We start from the raw sequence: 19,460 nt of genomic DNA on the forward strand, positions 1-19,460 counted from the left end.
CGGTGCGGGCTGTGCGGGCGATGACTCGTACGGAGGCGTTCGTGTGGCTGCCGGTGGCGGCCTCGGAGGACCTGGACGTGGGCGTGCCGGGGGCGGAGAGGACAGCCACCGCACGGTCGCGGACCAGGGCCACGAAGTCGGCGGGTGAGGGCAGCGGGCCGTCGGCGCGACGCTGCGCGGGCACCGCGGAGGACGAGGGCACCGCCGCGAGTGTCGGCGCGGGCAGCCGTTCGCTCCAGCAGCCGGTGAGCATGGCGCGAACCAGTGCGTTGCCCCGTGTCAACGACGTCGTCCACTCGGCGATCGCGGTCAGCCGCTCGCTTGCGTCGCTGTGGGTGGCCAGCGCGCGGTCGACGCCCGCGAGATAGGCGTCGACCTCCCGGCGGAGCAGGGCCCGTGCGAGTCCCTCCTTGTTGCCGAATTCGTTGTACAGCGTCTGCCGTGACACCCCGGCCCCGGCCGCCACGTCCACCATGCGCACCGCGGACCACGGACCGTATGCGAGCGCCGTGTACGCGGCGTCCAGCAGGTAGTCCCGCGCACGGGCACGCACGATCGTCCCGAGCATGGTGCGGCCGGCCATCCGGGTGGAGTGCCCGGCCGCAGGCTCGGCACCTTGCGCCGGACGTGCGGCCGGATCGTCAGCGCGGAGGTGAGGAGTCACAGCGCCCGCTCCATGTTCCGGGAGCCGGTGGGTGACGGCCGCGCGGATCGTCCCCCTGCTGCGTGACGTCATGTCCGCCATCCTCAGAACCCCCTTCCGTAGTGGCTGGCGCTGTCGGCGGCAGAGGGTCTTGTCAGCAGAGTGGTGATTGCGGCGGCGATGGTCAGGTCAGGCAACTCGGAAGCTCCGGGCGTCAGAAGCGCATTCCCTGGGGCCCTCACGAAGCGACGTCCTGGCCGCGCCGCACGCCGCCCCGACCGCGCAGTTGGACTCCACAGCGTTTGAGAAGACGGTGGATGGCCCCGTATGAGCGGGTCGTCGCCGCGCAGATGTCGTTGATCGCGGCTTTGCGTTCCTCATAGGCCGCGACGACCTTCGTTTGGAAGTCCTGAGCGTCCTGACCCACCAGGCGGTGATGCTTTGAGATGACGGGCAGGTCGAGTGGGGGATCGAATCGGGTCAGGCGTCCAGCCCCGGCCGAGGACGGTGTGTTCGAAGGTTCAGGGGTTTTACTGTTGGGTGTGCCGGGCATGGGAGAACCTCCAGACGCAACTGTTATCGGATGGGGGCTGGACCGCCGCGAGCGAGCGCCGCTGGGGACGGTCATGGTGCCGGTCCAGGTGGTCATCGCCCTTACTCCTTGCACAGGTTCGGGACGGCGGGCTGGAGGGGGACGTTGCAGCAGATCAGCGGTTGCAGGTGTTGGGCTTGCGCTGGGAGCTGCAAGAGCGCCAGCGGCCGTCCGCCCTTCTCCTTCGTGGGGCGGACAAACTGCCACCCGCACACGTTCATGAGGTGATCGAGCAGGTGCATGCGCATCGTGCCGCCGCGGCTGGGTGCGCCGGACGGCACCTCGCAGCGCACCCATGCCATGCCCAGGCGGTCGGCGAAGTCCATCGCCCACAGCGTCATCAGGCGGCCGACCAGGTCGGTTTTGCGCTCGGGTGCTGTGTAGGCGAGGGAGACCAGCAGACTGGGTTCGTAGATTTCGGCGTCCCAGTACGGGAGTACTGGCTGGCGGTTCAGCTGCAGGCACCCGACGGGAAGCCCGTCTTCAAACAAGGCAACCGAGTCCACCCCCGGATCCCGGAACAGGTCGGCCGGGTCGCCGGGGTAGGGCGGGGTGAGCCACCGGTCGTTGAGCCATTTAGTGCGTTGCTCGACGAGATCGGCGACCGCTTCACGGTCCTGCTCGGTCAGCAGCGGACGCATCTCGTACGGCGGATGAGCCGCGTCGGCTCCTCCCCCGGCCAAGCCCTGGTCAACGGCGGCTTCGGTGGCCGACTGGCGCTCTGCGCGTGTACTGGTTCCGGTCACCGGGCCGCTCCGCCGGTCTCGTTCGGGGCGTCGTCGCTGCTGGCTGATTCGCCGCCGCGCGCGCCGAGAAGGCCCCAGGCGTGGCCGAGGCCGACCAAGTGGGTGTCGTTGTCGGCCCCGGCCTTGGCGACGAGGGCCCTGATCCACGGGCGGACCTCGGCCTCGGGGACTCTGGCTGCCCGGGCGATGTCGTGGGTTTCCGGGTGCTCAGCGAGGGCTCGCAGGAGCCGCCGCTCACCGAGGGTGAATTCCGGGGCCTGGGCGGGTGCCGGGGGCGGGGCGACCTGCCCGCTGGCGAGCACAGCATGCGCGCGGGCCGGCCTACCGACTCGGCTGGTGATCTGGAACTTTCGGCTGATGCTGCCGAGGTGGCCGGCGTAGGTGCTGGTGCTCATGCCCAGGCTCTGGGCGCCCTGGAGATTGGAGGCGCCGGTGACGAGGAGTGCGGCGACCCGCTTCTCGGCGGGGGTGAGCTGGGTGAGCGCGGCGGTGGTCGGGATCTTGACGGGCATGGGACTTCCTGTTGTGGGTTGAAGCGGATCAGTTCGCGGAGACTGCGGCGAGTACGCGCCGGGACGCGGAGTCGGACTCGGCAGCGTCCAGGCGGAGCGCTGCGAGGATCAGCGCGAAGTGGGAGAACGCTTGTGGGAAATTGCCGACTTGCCTCTTGGCGTTGCTGTCGTACTCCTCGGCAAGGAGGCCGACGTCATTGCGCAGGTCCAGGAGCTTTGCGAACAGGGCGCGAGCATCCTCGTGCCGGCCGATCAGTGTCAGCGCCTCCACCATCCAGAAAGAGCAGGCCAGGAAAGTTCCTTCATCTCCGACGAGGCCGTCGACGCCTTCGTCGCTTCCCGAGGTTGGGTAGCGCAGGACGAAGCCCTCCGGAGTGGCGAGCTCACGTTGGATGGCCTCGACGGTGCCGATGACACGCTTGTCGGTCGGGGGGAGAAAGCCGACCTGGGGAATGAGAAGCAGTGACGCGTCGAGTTCGATCGAGCCGTACGACTGAGTGAAGGTGTTCCGCTGGGAGTCGTAGCCACGGGTGCAGACGTCGTGGTGGATGGCGTCCCGGAGCCGACGCCAGCGTTCGACCGGGCCGGTTGCGTCGCCGGACTCAACGAGCTTGATCATGCGGTCGACGGCGACCCAGGCCATGACCTTGGAGTGAACGAAGTGGCGGCGCGGACCCCGGACTTCCCAGATGCCTTCGTCTTCTTCGCACCAGGAGCGTTCCAAGTAGTTGATCAGTGCGATCTGCAGTTGGTGGGCGTCGTCGTCGTGGTCCAGGCCGTACTTGTGTCCCAGGTAGAGGGTCTCGATGACCTCGCCGTACACGTCGAGCTGGAGCTGGTGGGCCGCGGCATTGCCGACGCGGACGGGGCGGGAGTTCTCATAGCCCGGGAGGTTGAGGACGCCTTCGGTCAGTTCGCGGCGTCCCGTGATGCCGTACATGATCTGGAGCTTGCTGGGGTCGCCGGCGACGGCGCGCAGCAGCCATCCGCGCCAGGCTCGGGCCTCGTCGAGGTAGCCGGTTCGGACGAGGCCGGCAAGGGTGATCGCCGCGTCGCGCAGCCAGGTGTAGCGGTAGTCCCAGTTGCGGGCGCCGCCGAGCTGTTCGGGAAGCGAGGTGGTGGGTGCTGCGACGATGGCGCCGGTCGGGGCGTATGTGAGGGCCTTGAGCGTGATCAGGGACCGCATCACGGCTTCGCTGTGCGGGCCCGTATACGTGCTGCGGGCGGACCAGTCGGTCCAGAACTGGGTCGCGTCGGCCAGTGCCTTGGGCGGGTCGGGATACGGCGGTGGGGCGAGATGAGAGGGCTGCCAGGTAAGCGCGAACGCGACCCTCTCGCCCTCGCGGATGACGAAGTCGGCACGGGTGGTGTGATCGTCCTGATCGGTCATTTCAACCGAGCTGTCCATCCAGACCGCATCAGCTCCGGCTACTGCAAGGTGACGCGTGGAGCCGAATGTCTGCGGGACGCGTTCGCGGCGGGGATCGACCTGTCCGTACGAGAAGCGCATGCGTGCCCGCGAGACCATGCGCACCTTGCCGGCCAGGCCCTCGACGATCCTGATCAGCTGCGGACTGCCAGGCGATCCGGCCGGACGGGGCGGCATGAAGTCGAGAACGCGGGCTGTTCCGTCGGAGCGGCGCCAGGTGGTCTCCAGCACCAGCGTGTCGGGAAGGTAGCGGCGGCTCGCGGTGGCCATGCCCAGGGGGCGGATCTGCCACGAGCCGTGCTCCGGGGTTCCCAGCAGGGCAGCGAAGGCGGCGGGGGACTCGAAGTCCGGCAGACACATCCAGTCGGCACTGCCCATGTTGCTGATGAGGCAGGAGGTCTGCATGTCGCCCACCAGGGCGTAGTCCTCGATCAAGGTGGTCACGTGAGTCCTTCAGTGATGCGGCTGCGAGAGTGCGGAGGCGGTGGGCGCTGGGTGGGGCACGCCAGCAGGTGGTCAGTGGAGAGCGACGGGAGCGGGCGGTGCGGTGGCCAGTCGCTTGGACCACTGCCCCTTGTCCAGTCCGAGGGCGACTTCAGCCAGGCGCAGGAGCTGGATGTCCGAGGTGCCGGCCGGGGCGAAGATGTGGAAGGCGTCGCGCAGGAGGCGCTCGAGAGGGCGGTCGGTGAAAAGGCCCGCTGCTGCTTCGATTTCCATTGCGGCGCGCGCGGAGTCGATCGCCATTTCCACGTTGGTGACCTTGGCGTTCATCAGCTCGGCGTCACAGTCCGCGCCAGCGTCCAGGAGTTGTGCTGCGTGGTACGCGGCAAGGCGGGAGGTCATCAGGCGCGACTTGATCTGCCCGACCTTGATCTTGATGTTCTGGAGATCATGCAGTGGCTTGCCGTAGCGCTGGCGTTCGGTGGTGAACCGGGTGACTTCGTCCAGGATGGCCTGATGGATGCCCAGGGCCACGGCGGTGAGGTTCGGGCGGCCGTACAGGACGCTGGAGGAGTACGCCACGTCCCGGCCGTCGCCCTCTTCTCCTAGCCGGTTGCCCACCGGTATTCGGCAGTTGTCGAAAACGAGTTCGCCGAAGCTGAAGCCGTGCAGGCCGAGGGTCTGTCCGTGCGGTGCGAGGGACAGCCCGGGCCGGTCGGCTTCGACCAGGAAGGCGGTCAGGCCCTTTGAGCCGGGCGCCGTGCGGGCGACGACTCCGTGCACGTGGCCTACGTGGGAGTTGCCGATGTAGATCTTCCGGCCGCTCAGTACATACGAGTCGCCGTCGCGGCGGGCCGAGGTCTCCATGCCCAGGACGTGGCTGCCGCTGTCGGGCTCGGTGACCGCGATGGTGGGCAGCCACGAGCCGTTTGCGAAGCGGGGCAACCAGATCTGCTTCTGCTGCTCGCTGCCGAAGTGGATGACCTTGGCGACGCCGAGTTGCGACGCCTGCACCATGGCACCCATTGCGCCGCTGACGCGGGCGAGCTCCTCGATGATGATGGTCTTGGCGAGGTGGCCTGCCCCCATCCCGCCGTAGGCGGTGTCGATCGTTGCGCCAATCCAGCCCTGCGCTGCGATCAGAAGTGCGAGCTCACACTCGACGTCGCCGTTCCGCTCCATCTTGGGCACGCGGGGAGCAACTTCTGTCTCGGCAAAGGCGCGCACCGTTCGGCGAAGCTGCTCGTGCTGCGGTGTCAGATACCAGTCGGACATCGTGGGCTCCCCTCCCTGCTCGGTCAGGCTCGGTCTGCGGCGGCGCGCGCTGTTCCTATTGCGGCGGCTGGTAGCCGGCGCGGCGATAGAGGAAGGCCATGACGTCGTCCCCGTGCTGCTTGATGAGAGCGAGGGATGCCTGGCCGGTGCTCAGGGGCTGCTCTTCGAGGCCGACGAAGCAACTGGTGCCGAGCACGATGCCCTCGTGGATCAGGGGGGCGCCAGCGTAGGTACGGATGCCGATCTGGTCGACCACCGGGTTGCCGGCGAAGCGTGGGGCGGCGAAGACGTCGGGCAGCACCAGAGGACGCCCGCGGTCCACGACTTCAGGGCAGAAGCCGTGGTCCAGCGGCATGCTGCGGCCGACGGTCGGCAGGTCACCGTTGTCGGGGATATGCAGCCCGACAAACTGCTGCTCCGAGGCGGTGAAGAGGTTGACCATGGCGTACACGTCCGGGATGCCAGTGGCCCGGGCGAGCCGGGTGGCGAACGCGTCGAGCTCCGGATCTGGTGCGTGCAGGCCGAGCGCGTGGAGGATTTGAGTGCGCCGTTCCTGTTCCTCCGTGTGTGGTGTGGTGGGGTGCGGTTGGTCGTTGATCGGGGTCATGCGGGGGCTCCGAGGCGGGGTGAGTGACGGGATCGGGCTGTGGCGAGGCTGTGTTTGACCAGCGCGATCACCACGTCCATGGAGGACTGGTAGTCGCGGGCGTCGCACTTCAGCACGGGGACAGAGGACGGAAGTTCGAGGGCCTCGCGGACCTCGCCGGTGTCGTAGGAGTAGCCGTCGTCGAACTGATTGACTGCGACAACGAAGGGTGTCCCCCGTCGTTCGAAATAGCTGACGGCGGCGAAGGAGTCATCGAGTCGGCGAGTGTCGGCCAGGACGACGGCTCCGACCGCCCCCTCGCAGAGGTCGTGCCAGGTGAACCAGAATCGCTCCTGTCCGGGGGTGCCGAACAGGAACAGCACCATCGGGCGGGGGTCGTCGAAAGTGATGCGGCCGAAGTCCATGGCGACCGTCGTCGTGAACTTGTCGCGTATCCCCTCCAGGTCGTCGGTGCCCTCGCTCGCGATCGTCAGCACCTCCTCCGTGAGGAGCGGTTCGATCTCGCTGAGAGAGCCGACGAGGGTCGTTTTGCCGACGCCGAAGCCGCCCGCGATGACGATTTTGAGCTCAGCCACCTGTAGTGGGCCGCCCTGGTAGGGGGCAGCATCAGAGCTTGTTGTGTAGGCCGACAAGGACTGCCTCCAATAGATCCGTGTCGTTGTGGGCGGCGATGGAACGGGGGGCAGCCACGTCCAGAGCGCCAGCGTCGAGAAGATCACCGACCAGGACCTTGATGACCTGAACGGGCTGGTGCAGAAGCGCCGCGATCTCGGCGATGGAGAGGGCTGCGCCACTGCATCTCAGCCGCACCTGTTCTGCTTCGATGCCGAACTCACCGGGGCGGGTGGCGGGCCTTGTGCTCAGCAGGGTTGTCAGGTGCAGCGAGTACTTGGTGCGGGTGCGGCCACCGGTGATCGCATAGGGCCGTACGTCGCCTAAGGCGGCTTCGGCCCAAGGCCCCCTGTTCGCAGCCATCTCACTGCCCGGAGTACTTGTTGGTCCGGGCCTCGGTGATCAGGTGCTCGTCGAGACCCTTGATCAGGGTGGTCATCTCGTATCCCACCAGGCCCGGCTCGGCCGAAGGCAGCGCCAATACGCCCAGGACGGTCCCCACGACGCTGGGGTCTGTGGCACCAGCGCCCGCACTCATCACGAACAGCCGTCCGCCGTCGTGCTCAACGACGACCTGGCGCACGCCGCCAGCCGTGTGCTTGAAGATGCCGCGGCCGAGGCTGTACAGCCCGGACATGACCGCGGCCATCTCATCAGCCTTGTCGACGTCCTTGTCGGTGTACGCGAGCTTGAGGCCGTCGCCGGAGGCCAGAAGCACCCTGACCGTGCCGGGCGCCCGCTTCGTAAGGCCGGTCAGTAGCCCGTCCAGCGTGGTCTGTCCGGTCGTAGAGGCGTCGTTGACAGGGAAGGCGTCGGACTGCATGGAACTCTCCTCGTTCTCGGTGGGGGTGGCGTATCGCCGGGAGTCAGTTCGCAGGGCGATCGGAGCCGGTGCGGGAGTTGAACCGGGCCATGAGGTCGCTGGTGGGGTGGCCGGACGGTCCTTGCTGCGCAGGGGGTTCCGGGGCGCGGTGCGCTTCGGAGCGCCGTGGAAGCGCCGGCCTGGCCCCGGCACTCGAGTCGGGGCCGGGTTCCACCGGCAGTCCGTGGTGGTCGTGTCCCTGGGGCCGACCTTGCGGAAGGCGCCTCGGCAGCCCGGAGCGCGCGCGCCCCGCCAAGGGTGCTGATGGAGCCGGGCCGATGGGCTGGGACACCGGGCGTGGCGGGGGCTCGGCTATGCGGCTCGCACCAGGCTGTTCATCCTTCGGCGCAACGAGCAGCTCATCCGGCAGTACGACGATTGCGTGGGTTCCGCCCATGACATTGGGCCGCAGGTGGATATCGATCTTGTGGCGTTGGGCGAGCAGAGCGGCGACGAGCAAGCCGATCTGCCCATCCCTGAGCCGGCCGCGCGGGTCGGCCGTTTCCGGGGCCTTGAGCAGCTGGTTCAGCTGGGCACGCTTTCGGTCGGACATACCAGCGCCGCGGTCTAGGAGCTCGATGGCCAGTCCGCCGGGCACATGGGTGGTGTGCACTTCTACCTTGGTGGAGGAGAACTTGGTCGCGTTCTCCATCAGTTCGGCAAGCAGGTGCACGACGTTCGGGCTCACGTAGCCAGGAAGGGCCAGGCGCTGCTTCGGGATCGCCACCCGCACCCGCTGATAGTCGGGGATCTCCTGTACCGCTCGACGCAGTGCGGTGGCGACGAGGACCGGCTCGGCGTCTCGGGTGGGGGTGCTGCCACCCAGCACGGCCAGGCTTTCCACGGCGCGACGGATTTGGGTCACCAGGTGATCGACGCCGAAGATCTCGTGCATGAGGTCCGGGTCCTCGACGCTTCTTTCGACGGCCGAGATGACGGCGACGGTGCGGTTGATCAGGGCCTGCAGACGCGGGGCAATGGAGCGGAAAATTTCGGCCAGCTCCGCTTGGTCGTTGAGTAGCCGGTGCTGATGGGCAGCCGCGGCGAGCACGGCCTGCCAGGCTTCGACCTGGGCATGTTGCAGTGCCGCCACCACGTCCGTGCCGAGGTCTCCCGAGGGGCTAGGGGCTACTGGGGGCGCGTGCCTCGTTTCGAGGGTGCCTCTCCTCACCGCAGACGTGGCCCAGGCGATGTGCTGCCTGCCTTGTTCAATTTCGGCTGCGATCCTGTGCAGGGCCTCCCTGATCCGGTCGCGCTCGGCGAGGCCTTGACGCATGTCCGACACGGCCTGCTGGGCGCGTCGGACTCGAAGAGACATCCACCAGACGACCCCACTGGCCGCCGTGACCGCAGCCGCGCCGGCGACAGCCGGAGGGAGCATGTTGAGGCCGTCCGAGATCCACGCGCTGCCGACAGCCGTCGCTGTCAGGACACTGGCGCCCACGGCCGGGAAGAGCCGGATCTCCGCCGCGCCGGCTGTACCCGTTGCTGTGCTGCTCGCTCGTCGGCGCCGGCCGCGGGGCTGAGAGGCGTGCTCAGGCATAGGTCACCTCCTGAACGCGGCGAGCGATGCTGGCCTGGTGGGGAGTGGAGCGCATCCTGGAGCGAGTCAGGCTCAGGCTGTGGTGGAGCGCGGCAGCATCGGTGGTCGCCTGCAAGTTCCGGTCACCGAGCAGCCAGAAGCGCCCGCACTGAGGCGTGTAGCCGCTGTGCTCGAGGTCAAGGCAGTGCCGCATGGGTCCCGGGCGGCATGTCGAGTGGGGCGCCTGCCAGGTGTCTGCGGTGCCCGCTTCAACGGGGATGAGCAGCAGTCTGTGGACGATGCAGCAGAGGATGAGGCCGACGTTGTCCGCCTGCTCCTGCAGCGCATCGAGCGCGGGCAGTCCCAGTCCCATGCCGGTACGCACGATGTCGTGGCGGGGCGGCAGCCCATCCGGGTGCGGCGACTCGGCGAAGGTGAGCTGCCAGGGCTGGCGCGGGCTCGATAAGGGGTTCATCAGTACTCCGGTCGGGACGGTCATCTCCGTCGGGGAGACAAGGCCCCTGGCTGGTGCCGCGCCGCAGCGGGACGGTTCGGTGCGGCACCAGCCAGGGTCGTGCGGCGCCCCGGTTCCGGTTCGGGGGTGGACTAGAACCGGGACGCTTCCGGACCACGCCAGCACGGGCTGGCGTCCGGGCTGCCCGCCGAGGCGGGCAGCGATCGTGGGACGGCGTGCCTAAGGGCCTGGCGGCCGCCATTCCGGGCCGCACTGTTTGGCCGCGAACAGGCCGCAATACGGGACGAGAATCACGCGGGGCGACGCGAGCGAAGGGATCATGCTGCTTCCCCCGCTGTGTCGGCCACGCTGGTGTGGTCGACCTCGTCCTGGGGCATGGCGGCCGGCATGGCGAGCCCGTAGAAGCGCTCACGCTCAACGGGGTCGGCACCGTCGGGTGCGGTGTCTCCCCACTCGACAGCGAATCCGCCAGAGGTGGGCCGTGTACGGACGTCCGGGAAACCGGTCCGGCCGCGCAGAGCAGCGACCATCGCTTCGCCGACTTCCTCGTACTCCACAAGCGCTCGCCCGCCGCGACGGCTTTCCCCGATGGGAACGGCCAGCAGCGGCAGGCGGAACACGGCAAGGGCCACGGCTTCGCGGAGCAAGTCCGGGTTGATCAGCCGCTGTGCGACGTACTCGAAGTCGTACGCCTCCTCGGGGGGGAGGATGTGAACAGCACTGACGGTTATGCCGCTGCTCTGCCGAAGCGGGCGCGGACCGCTGTCCGCTGAAGGCGATCGGCTGGTCATCGTCCTACCTCGCAGAGGGTCCGTGCGTCCTCGATGCTCGCAAGGTCGGACAGGTCGACCGGGGTGACGTCGTGCAGGCTGACGACGTAGCGCGCCGCAACAGTCCACGGCAGCCGCGGGTCATCGTGGGCAACGAGATCGAGGGGTTCATCGGTCTCGCTGGGAAGCGGCTGGAGCGTTGACGGGTCGTAGACCACTCCGGCCACACCCCAGGACAGGGCGTAGCCGACCAGGGCTGCCGCGTAGGAGCCGCGCAGATGCGGACAGGCGCTGACAGACTCGACGGCGCACGGAACGCAGACCGGTGCCGCGGTGGTCTCCTCGCCTTCGGTGATCGGCCTGCCGCCGGGGGCACGCATCAGGAAGAGATGACGCTCATCGGGACGGCCGAACGTACTGCCGCCGAGGACCTGGCACAGCATGTGGACCACGGCCCTGCGCTGGCGCCGCGAGTGCATGCCCGGGAAGTCAGGACGCCCGAGCCCTGGGGCGATCGGCTGGCGGACCCACAGGACGCCTTCGTACCTGTCGACCGCCGGGTTCTCGTCTGCATAGCCGATCCGTGAGCCGCGAGGCCCTCGCTGAAGAACGAGGGGCGGGGTGAACGGCTTCTCGGCCGTCCACGGCGTGACGTAGGGGACCTGGAGACCGCGATAAGTCAGCATTGCCGCGCTCATCCGCGAACCACAACCGCTGCGCGAGGGGCAGGGATCGGGCGGTGAGGAGCGACGACTCTGCCGTCGGGCAGCAAGCCACCGGTGTCCTCGAAGAGGATGCTTCCGTTGCAGAGAAGGCTGTATCCGAGCTCTGGGCAGTGCGCTGAAACGTTCGCGGCTTCCCAGTTCGGGGCGCCGGCAGCCGGGCAGTTCGGCGTATGGGGGCACGCTGGCGATTTCTCGGCGGCGTGGTCCTGCTGGGTTTCGCTGGTGTTGGACACGACGCGCGTGTCGGCGGGGCCAGCCGTTTCCTCCGAGCTGAGCTGGTCCAAGACCTCCTGTACGGCCTGCGCGAAGTGGCGCAGATGCACCCGCGCGGGCATGAAGTCCGCAGGGGCCTGTTCTTCCGCCAGCTGCTGTGCCTCGGCAAGAGCTTTGTGGAGCGAATCGTCGCTTGTGATCCGGGCCGCAGTGAGTGGGACGAGCTGCATGAGGTGTCCACGCAACCGCATCGCCAGGTCTATGACGTCCTGAGCGGAGTCGAGAATCGGTGCCTCTTCGTCGAGAACCAGCGCGACGGTCTCCTCAGCTGCACGCGTCGCGAGTCGGTGAGGTGAGCTCTCCGAAGCCTTGTGGGTCACGATCCTGGCCAGTCGTCGGACGTTCATGACAGCGGCGCCCTTCGACCGCGGGGAGCGGACAGCTCGAGCCAGACCGTTTTGCCGGAGCCGTCGGGCTCCGTGGTTGTTCCCCAGCGGTCCGCGACCTCGTCAACGAGTCGAAGTCCGCGGCCGTCTTCGCAGTCCGCGCTGGCGGACCGACGGTGCGGGAACTCGGTCGAGGGATCCGTCACGGCCACCCGCAACTCGGTCGCGGTGCACCGAGCCGTCAAGGTGACCTCGTGTGTCCCGGACGGGATGCCCCGGCAGCCATGCTTCACCGCATTGGTGAGGAGCTCCTGGGCGGCGAGCGCCACGTCGTCGGCGATGGGTTCAAGACCCCACTCCAGGAGCCTCTCGCGGAGACCTCGACGTGCCGCCCGGATAGCGGCCAGGTCCGCCGCCAACGTGGTCTGCAAATGCGGAAAGGACGCGCTCGGATGGACCGGTTCGCAGGTCGACCTTCCGTCGGCGTTGTAATCCATCAACACCGCACATCCTTCTCGGGATTCAAAGCGGGCCCCGCCGCCAAGACCGCCGCGCGCCGAGAAGGGACGCGCAGCATGCGGCACGAGCCTCGTCCGCAGTTGGAGCTGGTTCATCAGCTGTTCCTCCTCGCCGCGATCGACAGCGGCATGGGCACGCAGAGGGCGCCTGCGTGCGGGGGGTGAAGTGGTCGATTCCTTCGCCACGTACGGCGGTTGGGGAATATCTTCTTGAAGAGCGAACCGTGATTTGAGGCTTTCGGGTATCCCGCCGATGACACGGGCACCGCTAACGCTGCTAAAGATCGTTTCCGAAACGGGGGCCGCGACATGGCGCGGACACGTAACACCTTGCTGGCAGCCGCCATCCGTGAAGTGGGCTGGTCGCAAGAGCAAGTGGCCGCCCACTTCCGACGCGTGGCCGCAGAATGTGACGCCCCTGATCTGCTGCGGGTGACTCGCTCGCACATCTCCCAGTGGGTCCTGGGCTCGATGCCAGAAGGTCAGGCGCCCCGTATCTTGAGCGAGACGCTCTCGCGAGGACTCGGGCGCGTCGTCACACTCGCGCAGATCGGGCTTGCCCCGACGGAAGCGGTGATGGCGACGACTCTCGGTTGGGACGTCGACACGGTGGCCGCGCTGGTAGACCTCGGGGACAACATGAGCATGAATCGTCGACAGGTGCTGACTACGTCGGCCTACTCTGCCGTCGGGACCGTACTGCCCCCAGAACGGTGGTGGGACGAGACCCTTCAACGCGCCCAGAGCCGCGGATCGGTCTCCCGAGCGACCGTCACGGTCGCCCATGTTGAGGCCGTTCACGAGGCAATGCAGTTCTTTTCCCGGCAGGACCAGCGCCTCGGCGGCCGAGCCGGCCGAGCCGCATTGATCAGCTACATCAGGGACGACGTCGCCGACTACCTCGCCCGCCGCTTCCCCTCCGAAGAGGTACGGTGCGCCCTCTTCGCCGCCGCTGCCGAACTGGTCTACCTCGCTGGCTGGACGGCATTCGATTCCGGCGATCACGGCGTGGCTCAGAGCTCTTTCAGCCTCGCCTTCCGCATGGCCGCCGAGGCGGATGACGCCCCCCTCGCCGGGCACATCCTTCGCGCCGCTGCGCACCAGGCCGTCGACCTCGGCCACCCACAGCGCGCACTCGAGCTGGCCGAAGGGTCCCTCACGCAGCGGCGCTACTCCTTGGCCAGCCCTCGCGAGAAGGCCCTCCTGGGAGTTGTTCACGCCCGGGCCCTCGCTGCGGCGAAGAGGAGGCCCGAAGCCCGAGCAGCACTGCGCCGAGCTGAGCACGACCTGAGTGACGCCGACACGGCGGAGGCGCCGGCCCGTGTCTTCTTCTTCTCGGAGGCGAGCCTCGCCCACGAGACCGCCTGCACGTTGCGAGACTTGGGCGACCTGAAGGGCGCTCAGACCGAATTCCAACGCAGCGTTCGTACCCGTGCGCTTCCCTTCGCGCGGACACATGCCGTCACGCTCGGGTACCTGGGAGCCGTCCAAGTGCGTCAAGGTCAAGTCGAAGCAGCGTGCGCGACCTGGGGGCAAGCCCTCGACACCATGGACGGCATTCAGTCCGGCCGGGTCCGCGACACCGTTGTTCAGATGCGCCGCGCGCTCTCCCCTGTACGGGCCCGCGGCGGCCGCGCAGCCACCGAGCTCGACCAGCGCGCCCAAGCAGTCCTCCGCGGCGTAGGCTGACCGCGCCATCGCGACTGCGGTGCACGGCGCGACTCCTCGCGGAGCACCACGAACGACGAGAACGAAGGGGAACCTGTGCCCGCACACTCCATCGAAGTCCCAGTGATCGGCACAGTCGTCGGCGGCCACGCCGGGCGCCTGGATGACTACAAGGGGGGCGTGGAGTCGATTATCCGGCTTCGGCCGGAGTACCCCGTCGCCACTCTGAAAGGGATCGAGGAGTTCTCGCACCTGCAGGTCATTTGGTTCTTCAGCGAGGGCTCGCCCGACGATGTCGCGCTGCACGCACGTAGCCCTCGCGATAACCCGGCCTGGCCGGCGACGGGCACCTTCGTGCACCACAACCATCGTCGCCCACCGCGCCTGGGAACGTCCTTCCCTAAACTGCTGCGCGTCGACGGCCTCGATCTGCATGTGACGGACCTGGACGCAGATGACGGGACACCTGTCATTGACCTTGTGGCCGTGTTCAGGGAGATGCTTCCGCGCGGCGTCGTCACGCAGCCTGCGTGGCCGACCGAGATGCTCGAGAACTACTGGGCACCGGCGAGCGACCGGCCGCAGTAACCGCACGACAGCACTTGACGTACCGCTGCGGGCAGCAGGAAACCTGTCGACCGGCAGCAGCCACCGCCTGCCCTGCGGCTTCCCAGCGAGGCGAGCGCGTTCGACTCGGTGCTCACGCTCCCGAAATGGCCGCGAGTCGCCGAGGAGCCTTCCTTCGCCGCTGGTTGCCGTCGCGCTTCGCGCCGTCCGTGCTTCTCGCACGGCCAGGAGCGGGTGGACTGGCACGGTCCCAAACACCAAGGTCCCCTCCGAGGTCGCCGCGGCGGACATCGCCCTCAAGCCGCTGCCTGATCGTTCTGCGGCCGTGGCAAGAGTCTGAGGTCGGTGTACATCGACATGCATCGCTGTGGCGATATCGCTACAGCGATATCGATTTGCGCATAGCCTGTAACTAGCAGTGAGTTCCGTCTAACTCGGTACGACAGGTGCTGCCATGAAGATGCCGATCCGCGTGTGCGGCAAGTGCGGGAACACGCTGAGTCAGTACAACCCGGACCCCATGTGCGCACCCTGCTCACGTACCGGCACCGCGCCCTCGGTCCCTGACCGCGCGTGGCGTGACGAGCAGGTGCAACGAGCCCTTGCTGGTTGGGACTTCGGGGAATTACTTCGCTTGTTGCGGCGTCGGTCGGGACTGTCCCAGATGGACGTACGCGCCCTAACCGGGCTCACCCAGTCGTACATCTCCGACCTGGAGAACGGCCGCAAGCAGCTGGGGGGCCGCGACTCCATCATCGATCTCCTCAACGGGCTGGGCCTTCCCTCCGACTTGCGACCGCTTCTCCTGACGCCCTTTGCAGACCGGCATCAGACGGCGGTTTCGGACACACTCGATCCCGCGATGCCGTGGACAGCGGACCGTATGGTGACGTCACTTGAAGTTGCTGTCGGAGGTCCCATGAAGCGTCGAAGCGTGTTGACCGCCTTGAGCGGAGCCGGTCTCACTCAATACGTCCTGCAGTCGGCCATCGCCCCTACTGAGGCACTGGCCGCGGACACTCGAGACGGAACACGAGTGACCAAGCCGCTCCTCACCTCACTTCAGACCACCACAGACGAACTGAGGCAGCTGGACGCGAGCAGCGGCAGCGGAACCCTGGCCAGCACGGCCAAGCAGCACCTGAAAGTCCTCCTGGGGCTGATGAAAACCGGAACGTACGACGAGCGGACGGGCCGGCAACTCGCGGCAGTAACCGCTGACACGGCTATCCAGACCGGGTGGTACACATTCGATGGCGGCAAGCACGAGGAGGCCCAACGGTTGTTCCTGGGCGCGCTGCGTGCAGCTCATGCCTCGGCGGACTCCAGGCTCCGAGCCGGCGCACTTTCATTCCTCGCCATTCACGGCTACTCGGTCGGTGACCCTCGCGAGGCGGTCACCGCAGCCCGGACAGCACGTCAGGGCATAAGCGACCAGGACGCGCCAGCGCTGCGCGCCATGCTCCTTACGCGGCAGGCCCGGGGCCACGCTCGGCTCCGCGAGGAACGGCACGCGCTGGCGGCCCTGGAGGAAGCGGAAGCGCTGTGCGCTAACGGACCCGGCGAGGACGACCCGCACTGGCTGTACTGGATCAACCCTGGCGAAATCCTCGGCCAGCGAGGCAGCTGCTTCCTCGAACTGGGCCGTCCGACGGAAGCCGCCACGGCCTTCGCTACAGCCCGGGGCGTACTGAGCCGAGAGGAAACCCGCACGAGGGCCCAGTTCCTCTCCCGGGCTGCAACAGCGCAAATGCGAGCGGGTGACGCCGATGCCGGCTGCGCTACCGGACAGGAGGTACTCACCATGGTGGACGGAATTCAGTCCGCTCGTCTTGACGAACATCTGCGCTCGATGCTGCGTGAGGCTCGCCAGTTCAAGAACGCGGCGCCTGTCCGTCCGCTCCTCGACCGGGGCGAAGCTCTCCTCAAGGAGCGAGCCCTCGCATGATCTTGGTTCTCTGGGACATCGACCGGACGCTGCTATACGTCGGTAACACCGACCGCTTGGTGTACCGCGAGGTGTTCCGCGAAATAGTTGGCCGTGACGCGCAGCAACTCCCCGCCAGAGGAACCGGCGTCACCATGCCGCTTGCAGTGCGAGAGCTCCTCTCCGCCAACGGAGTCCCCGAAGCGGACACCGATGAACTCGCGCGCCTGATGGTTGCCCGCCTGCCCGGACAGCTAAATCGGCATCGCGAGGCGATGCGTCGCGACGGGCACCTGATGCCCGGAGCTGTCGAGGCCATGGTTGCGGTTCACCAGTCCCGGCTGCTCGTCCCGACGATCGTCACCGGCAACCTCAGAGCGAGCGCAGAAATCAAACTGTCCGCTTTCTCCCTCACGGACTACGTCGACATGACTGTCGGAGGGTACGCCTCCGACGACTCCAATCGGCCAGCGCTGGTACGGATTGCCCAAAGCAGAGCTACGGCGGTGTACGACCACCCCTTCAACCGCGAGAACACCGTCATCATCGGTGACTCACTCCAGGACATACGCACTGGACAGGAGGGAGGAGCGGGAGTCATCGGCGTGGCCTCGGGAACGACCTCGGCTGAGCGTTTAGCCGCCGAAGGAGCCGACCGAGTCATATCGGATCTCACAGACGCGGGGAGAGTCGTGGAACTGATCCACACGATCGCAGGGCGTGCGGCGCGGTAGGGGCAGACCAGGAGAAAAACAGAAGTCCGACTGGAGTACTAGCCGCCCACGGTGCGAGCCTTCGGTGACCCCACACAATGCGGGAGTGGTAGGCATGCCCCGTATCGCCGTCTACGGTGGCGTTCCTGCTGTGGGTTTCCCGGGCAGTGGCTGAGGCCAGCAGGGCCGGCGCGCGAGACCTGCCCGTTCGTGCGCCGGATGCCGGGCCACCGGCGACCGCTGACATCCCGGCTGTTCGTGCCGCCCCCCAGACGCTTCAAGTCCCGGGGCGGTAGGTCGACCCCTTTTCTAAATGGCTGCATGGACATCGGGCGGCCTGAGCAGCGAGTGCGAGAGAAAGCGTCGGGCCTCAGCAACGTTGACTCTCGCAGCCCCGGCGACTGCATTGCGTAGATTTTTGGCAGCCGCGACCGGGGACTCTCCAGTGATGAGCCATCCGACGATCTCAGGTACGCGCTCGGCTTTGCGTTCCAAGGCGTACGAGGTGCGTCCGCCGGCCGTCGAGATTTCTCGGACCAGCTTGAATTCCTGTTGCTCGTAGTACGCGGCTAGCACTGATGAAGTGCAGTCTCGGCGGACCCAGCTGACGTCCTCGTGAGCCGCGCGGTCGACAGCCCAGTCGGCGATGAGGGTCCCGAGCTTGCGGTGGCGTTCGGCCGGGTCAGTGACGGTTCCGTTGAGATAGAAGGCTGGCTCGTTTGCTTCGGCGGCTGTCCAGGCCCAGGGAGCGGCGGTCCGAAGGATCGTGGTGCAGCCGACGATGCGGTGGTGATCCTCTACGAGCACCCACATCTCGCCATCTCGGCGCGTGCAGTTGCCGGCCAGCTCTTGAACGTGCCTTCCCCAGCTGGACCAGTTCGGCAGTTGCTTGCTCTTCATCCACTCGCAACGGGCCTGGATCATGGCCGCAAGGGCTCGCTGATCCTCTGGTGTAGCTGGGCGCATCGCGAGCATGCGGTCCGCTCCTGTGTGTGCTCGTCCACGAGCGGGTCAACAAGTCGGTGTGCTGGGCGGAACCTTAGAGGCCTACTGCCTGGTAGGTGCAACTTTCCCGCCATAGGACTTCGAAACGCTCGATAACCATGCCGATATGTGGAGGGGCCCCGCGCACCGCCGCGGGATGCGACGTGACCTTCCTGCCCTGCCAGCGTTGGGCACGGTGACGCGTACAGGACCTCTCCCCCTGTGGACGCGTACGCAGACGAGGGGCCCCGAACGGTCTGCCCGGCCCCGGGGCCCCTCTCGCCACCCGGGAAGCTGCGCTCCGGTCGCCGCGTCCCCGCCCGCGCCGTACACAGGTCGTATGAGCGATGACAGCGACAAGGTCTTCCACCCCGGCGAGATCGTGCCGACCTCCGGTATCTACGAGTGCGACTGCGGGCAGAGCCACCGCTACAGCACCGACGTGAAAGGGCACCGGTTCCCGCCCGTACAGGACGGCTGCACCGGCAGCGGCTGGACACTGAAGGCTGCCTCACACCCCAACCCCTGACCCTCCCCCACAGACACAGACACAGACCCAGCCGCCCCGGCCGGTGCTCGGAGAGCATCTAGCGTTGACCGATTGATCTCGCGGCGGGCGCCAGAACGAGGATGCCGTCGTGCTCCGCCGCTGTGACGATGTGTCCTTGCTGCATGAGAAGGCCGGACACCGCGGCCTGCACCACCGCCCGCATGCTGTCGTTCGATGCGCGGCCCGACTGACTGGCGGCCAGCGCCGTGAACGCCTCGGACGCCGCCCACCTGACCAGCACGCCCTCGGGCACTTCACTCACCCACAGGCCCGGCATCCCCTCGCCTGTCTCCGCGACCAGGTAGAAGCCCGCCTCGCTGAGAACATGCCGCACCTGAGCGGCGAGCACAGACGGGGACGACGGCATCCGGCGCGCATGCCCCGGATCGCGTCCCTCGGAGCCCTCGGCGGCGGTGGCAGCGTCCTGGCCGTACCGGCACTGATCTACCTGCTCGGCTTCACTCCGGCCGCCGCCACCACCGCCAGCCTGATCATCGTCACCGCCACCTCCGTCACGGCCCTGTACGCCCACACCCGCGACGGGAACGTGGCATGGAAGACAGGGGCACTGTTCGCCGCAGCGGGCATCGTCCCCGCTTTCCTTGCCGGGGCCGTCGCCGGGAGCCTGCCCGAAGCGGTACTGACGTCGGCGTTCGCGGTCATCGCCGCGCTGGCGGCCCTGCGCATGCTCCGCCCGTCCGCGTCGGAGCCGCCGGACCGGAT

General features: G+C 67.6%; 24 protein-coding genes and 1 pseudogene. 6 read left to right on the forward strand and 19 right to left on the reverse strand.

The genetic code is table 11. The features are described from left to right. The 17 genes and pseudogenes from ABZ281_RS07910 to ABZ281_RS07990 all read right to left on the reverse strand — a co-directional run. The coding region (locus ABZ281_RS07910) for a TetR/AcrR family transcriptional regulator (protein WP_356653247.1) at nt 1-568 on the reverse strand (568 nt) is incomplete at its 3' end. 313 nt (nt 569-881) lie between these two features. Next, a complete protein-coding gene (locus tag ABZ281_RS07915) occupies nt 882-1,292 on the reverse strand; it encodes a helix-turn-helix domain-containing protein (RefSeq protein ID WP_356653205.1) in 411 nt (136 codons plus the stop codon). Between the two features lie 5 nt (nt 1,293-1,297). After that, on the reverse strand, nt 1,298-1,981 hold the full coding sequence (locus tag ABZ281_RS07920; RefSeq protein WP_356653207.1) for a hypothetical protein: 684 nt from the start codon (nt 1,979-1,981) through the stop codon (nt 1,298-1,300). Next, the gene (locus ABZ281_RS07925) at nt 1,978-2,493 is read right to left on the reverse strand and encodes a LuxR C-terminal-related transcriptional regulator (RefSeq protein WP_356653209.1); all 516 of its coding nucleotides are present in this window, start codon (nt 2,491-2,493) and stop codon (nt 1,978-1,980) included. The genes ABZ281_RS07920 and ABZ281_RS07925 overlap by 4 nt, the downstream gene beginning before the upstream one ends. Nucleotides 2,494-2,521: 28 nt before the next feature. After that, nucleotides 2,522-4,366: a glycoside hydrolase family 15 protein gene (locus tag ABZ281_RS07930; RefSeq protein ID WP_356653211.1), complete on the reverse strand. Its 1,845-nt coding sequence runs from the start codon at nt 4,364-4,366 to the stop codon at nt 2,522-2,524. 72 nt (nt 4,367-4,438) lie between these two features. Then, nucleotides 4,439-5,638: an acyl-CoA dehydrogenase family protein gene (locus tag ABZ281_RS07935; protein WP_356653213.1), complete on the reverse strand. Its 1,200-nt coding sequence runs from the start codon at nt 5,636-5,638 to the stop codon at nt 4,439-4,441. Nucleotides 5,639-5,693: 55 nt separating this feature from the next. Next, the gene (locus tag ABZ281_RS07940; RefSeq protein WP_356653215.1) at nt 5,694-6,245 is read right to left on the reverse strand and encodes a GAF domain-containing protein; all 552 of its coding nucleotides are present in this window, start codon (nt 6,243-6,245) and stop codon (nt 5,694-5,696) included. Next, the gene (locus ABZ281_RS07945; protein ID WP_356653217.1) at nt 6,242-6,820 is read right to left on the reverse strand and encodes an ATP/GTP-binding protein; all 579 of its coding nucleotides are present in this window, start codon (nt 6,818-6,820) and stop codon (nt 6,242-6,244) included. The genes ABZ281_RS07940 and ABZ281_RS07945 overlap by 4 nt, the downstream gene beginning before the upstream one ends. Before the next feature lie 31 nt (nt 6,821-6,851). After that, a complete protein-coding gene (locus ABZ281_RS07950) occupies nt 6,852-7,220 on the reverse strand; it encodes a DUF742 domain-containing protein (RefSeq protein ID WP_356653219.1) in 369 nt (122 codons plus the stop codon). A gap of 1 nt (nt 7,221) precedes the next feature. Further along, on the reverse strand, nt 7,222-7,680 hold the full coding sequence (locus ABZ281_RS07955) for a roadblock/LC7 domain-containing protein (protein ID WP_356653221.1): 459 nt from the start codon (nt 7,678-7,680) through the stop codon (nt 7,222-7,224). A 43-nt stretch (nt 7,681-7,723) separates the two neighbouring features. Beyond that, nucleotides 7,724-8,815: an ATP-binding protein gene (locus tag ABZ281_RS07960; protein ID WP_356653223.1), complete on the reverse strand. Its 1,092-nt coding sequence runs from the start codon at nt 8,813-8,815 to the stop codon at nt 7,724-7,726. Between the two features lie 439 nt (nt 8,816-9,254). Continuing rightward, nucleotides 9,255-9,740 (reverse strand): hypothetical protein, encoded by a 486-nt coding sequence (locus tag ABZ281_RS07965; RefSeq protein WP_356653225.1) that lies wholly within the window; start codon nt 9,738-9,740, stop codon nt 9,255-9,257. A gap of 293 nt (nt 9,741-10,033) precedes the next feature. Next, nucleotides 10,034-10,507, reverse strand: coding sequence for a DUF6302 family protein (locus tag ABZ281_RS07970; protein WP_356653227.1), 474 nt, complete (start codon nt 10,505-10,507; stop codon nt 10,034-10,036). Further along, entirely contained in the window at nt 10,504-11,172 is a 669-nt protein-coding gene (locus ABZ281_RS07975; protein WP_356653229.1) for a hypothetical protein, read from the reverse strand. The genes ABZ281_RS07970 and ABZ281_RS07975 overlap by 4 nt, the downstream gene beginning before the upstream one ends. A gap of 8 nt (nt 11,173-11,180) precedes the next feature. Then, entirely contained in the window at nt 11,181-11,444 is a 264-nt protein-coding gene (locus ABZ281_RS07980; protein ID WP_356653249.1) for a DUF5999 family protein, read from the reverse strand. A 51-nt stretch (nt 11,445-11,495) separates the two neighbouring features. Next, nucleotides 11,496-11,831, reverse strand: a pseudogene (locus ABZ281_RS07985) (DUF6415 family natural product biosynthesis protein); the annotation flags it as partial. Next, nucleotides 11,828-12,424 (reverse strand): ATP-binding protein, encoded by a 597-nt coding sequence (locus tag ABZ281_RS07990; RefSeq protein ID WP_356653231.1) that lies wholly within the window; start codon nt 12,422-12,424, stop codon nt 11,828-11,830. The pseudogene ABZ281_RS07985 and the gene ABZ281_RS07990, both read right to left, overlap by 4 nt. Nucleotides 12,425-12,637: 213 nt before the next feature. Between ABZ281_RS07990 and ABZ281_RS07995 the strand changes: the two genes are divergently transcribed. The 4 genes from ABZ281_RS07995 (at nt 12,638) to ABZ281_RS08010 (ending at nt 17,224) form a co-directional block, all read left to right on the forward strand. Continuing rightward, on the forward strand, nt 12,638-14,017 hold the full coding sequence (locus tag ABZ281_RS07995) for a Tat pathway signal protein (RefSeq protein ID WP_356653233.1): 1,380 nt from the start codon (nt 12,638-12,640) through the stop codon (nt 14,015-14,017). A 75-nt stretch (nt 14,018-14,092) separates the two neighbouring features. Further along, nucleotides 14,093-14,584 (forward strand): TrmO family methyltransferase, encoded by a 492-nt coding sequence (locus ABZ281_RS08000; protein ID WP_356653235.1) that lies wholly within the window; start codon nt 14,093-14,095, stop codon nt 14,582-14,584. Nucleotides 14,585-15,017: 433 nt separating this feature from the next. After that, complete coding sequence (locus ABZ281_RS08005) at nt 15,018-16,511, forward strand: helix-turn-helix transcriptional regulator (protein WP_356653237.1); 1,494 nt, start codon at nt 15,018-15,020, stop codon at nt 16,509-16,511. Continuing rightward, nucleotides 16,508-17,224, forward strand: a complete 717-nt coding sequence (locus ABZ281_RS08010) for an HAD hydrolase-like protein (protein WP_356653239.1) — start codon at nt 16,508-16,510, stop codon at nt 17,222-17,224. Before ABZ281_RS08005 ends, ABZ281_RS08010 begins: the two co-directional genes overlap by 4 nt. Nucleotides 17,225-17,512: 288 nt before the next feature. On the opposite strand, the gene ABZ281_RS08015 is transcribed toward ABZ281_RS08010, so the two are convergent. Next, nucleotides 17,513-18,178: a GNAT family N-acetyltransferase gene (locus tag ABZ281_RS08015; RefSeq protein WP_356653241.1), complete on the reverse strand. Its 666-nt coding sequence runs from the start codon at nt 18,176-18,178 to the stop codon at nt 17,513-17,515. A gap of 349 nt (nt 18,179-18,527) precedes the next feature. Here ABZ281_RS08015 and ABZ281_RS08020 point away from each other — a divergent pair, with 349 nt between their 5' ends. Beyond that, on the forward strand, nt 18,528-18,716 hold the full coding sequence (locus ABZ281_RS08020; RefSeq protein WP_307160597.1) for a hypothetical protein: 189 nt from the start codon (nt 18,528-18,530) through the stop codon (nt 18,714-18,716). Between the two features lie 58 nt (nt 18,717-18,774). Here ABZ281_RS08020 and ABZ281_RS08025 read toward each other — a convergent pair whose 3' ends face one another. Beyond that, nucleotides 18,775-19,086 carry a hypothetical protein gene (locus ABZ281_RS08025; RefSeq protein ID WP_356653243.1) on the reverse strand — a complete coding sequence of 104 codons (312 nt, stop codon included), beginning with the start codon at nt 19,084-19,086 and terminating at the stop codon, nt 18,775-18,777. Nucleotides 19,087-19,113: 27 nt separating this feature from the next. Between ABZ281_RS08025 and ABZ281_RS08030 the strand changes: the two genes are divergently transcribed. Beyond that, the coding region (locus ABZ281_RS08030; RefSeq protein WP_356653245.1) for a sulfite exporter TauE/SafE family protein at nt 19,114-19,460 on the forward strand (347 nt) is incomplete at its 3' end.

It is taken from the genome of Streptomyces sp. NPDC006265, from assembly GCF_040613555.1.
Lineage (GTDB): Bacteria > Actinomycetota > Actinomycetes > Streptomycetales > Streptomycetaceae > Streptomyces.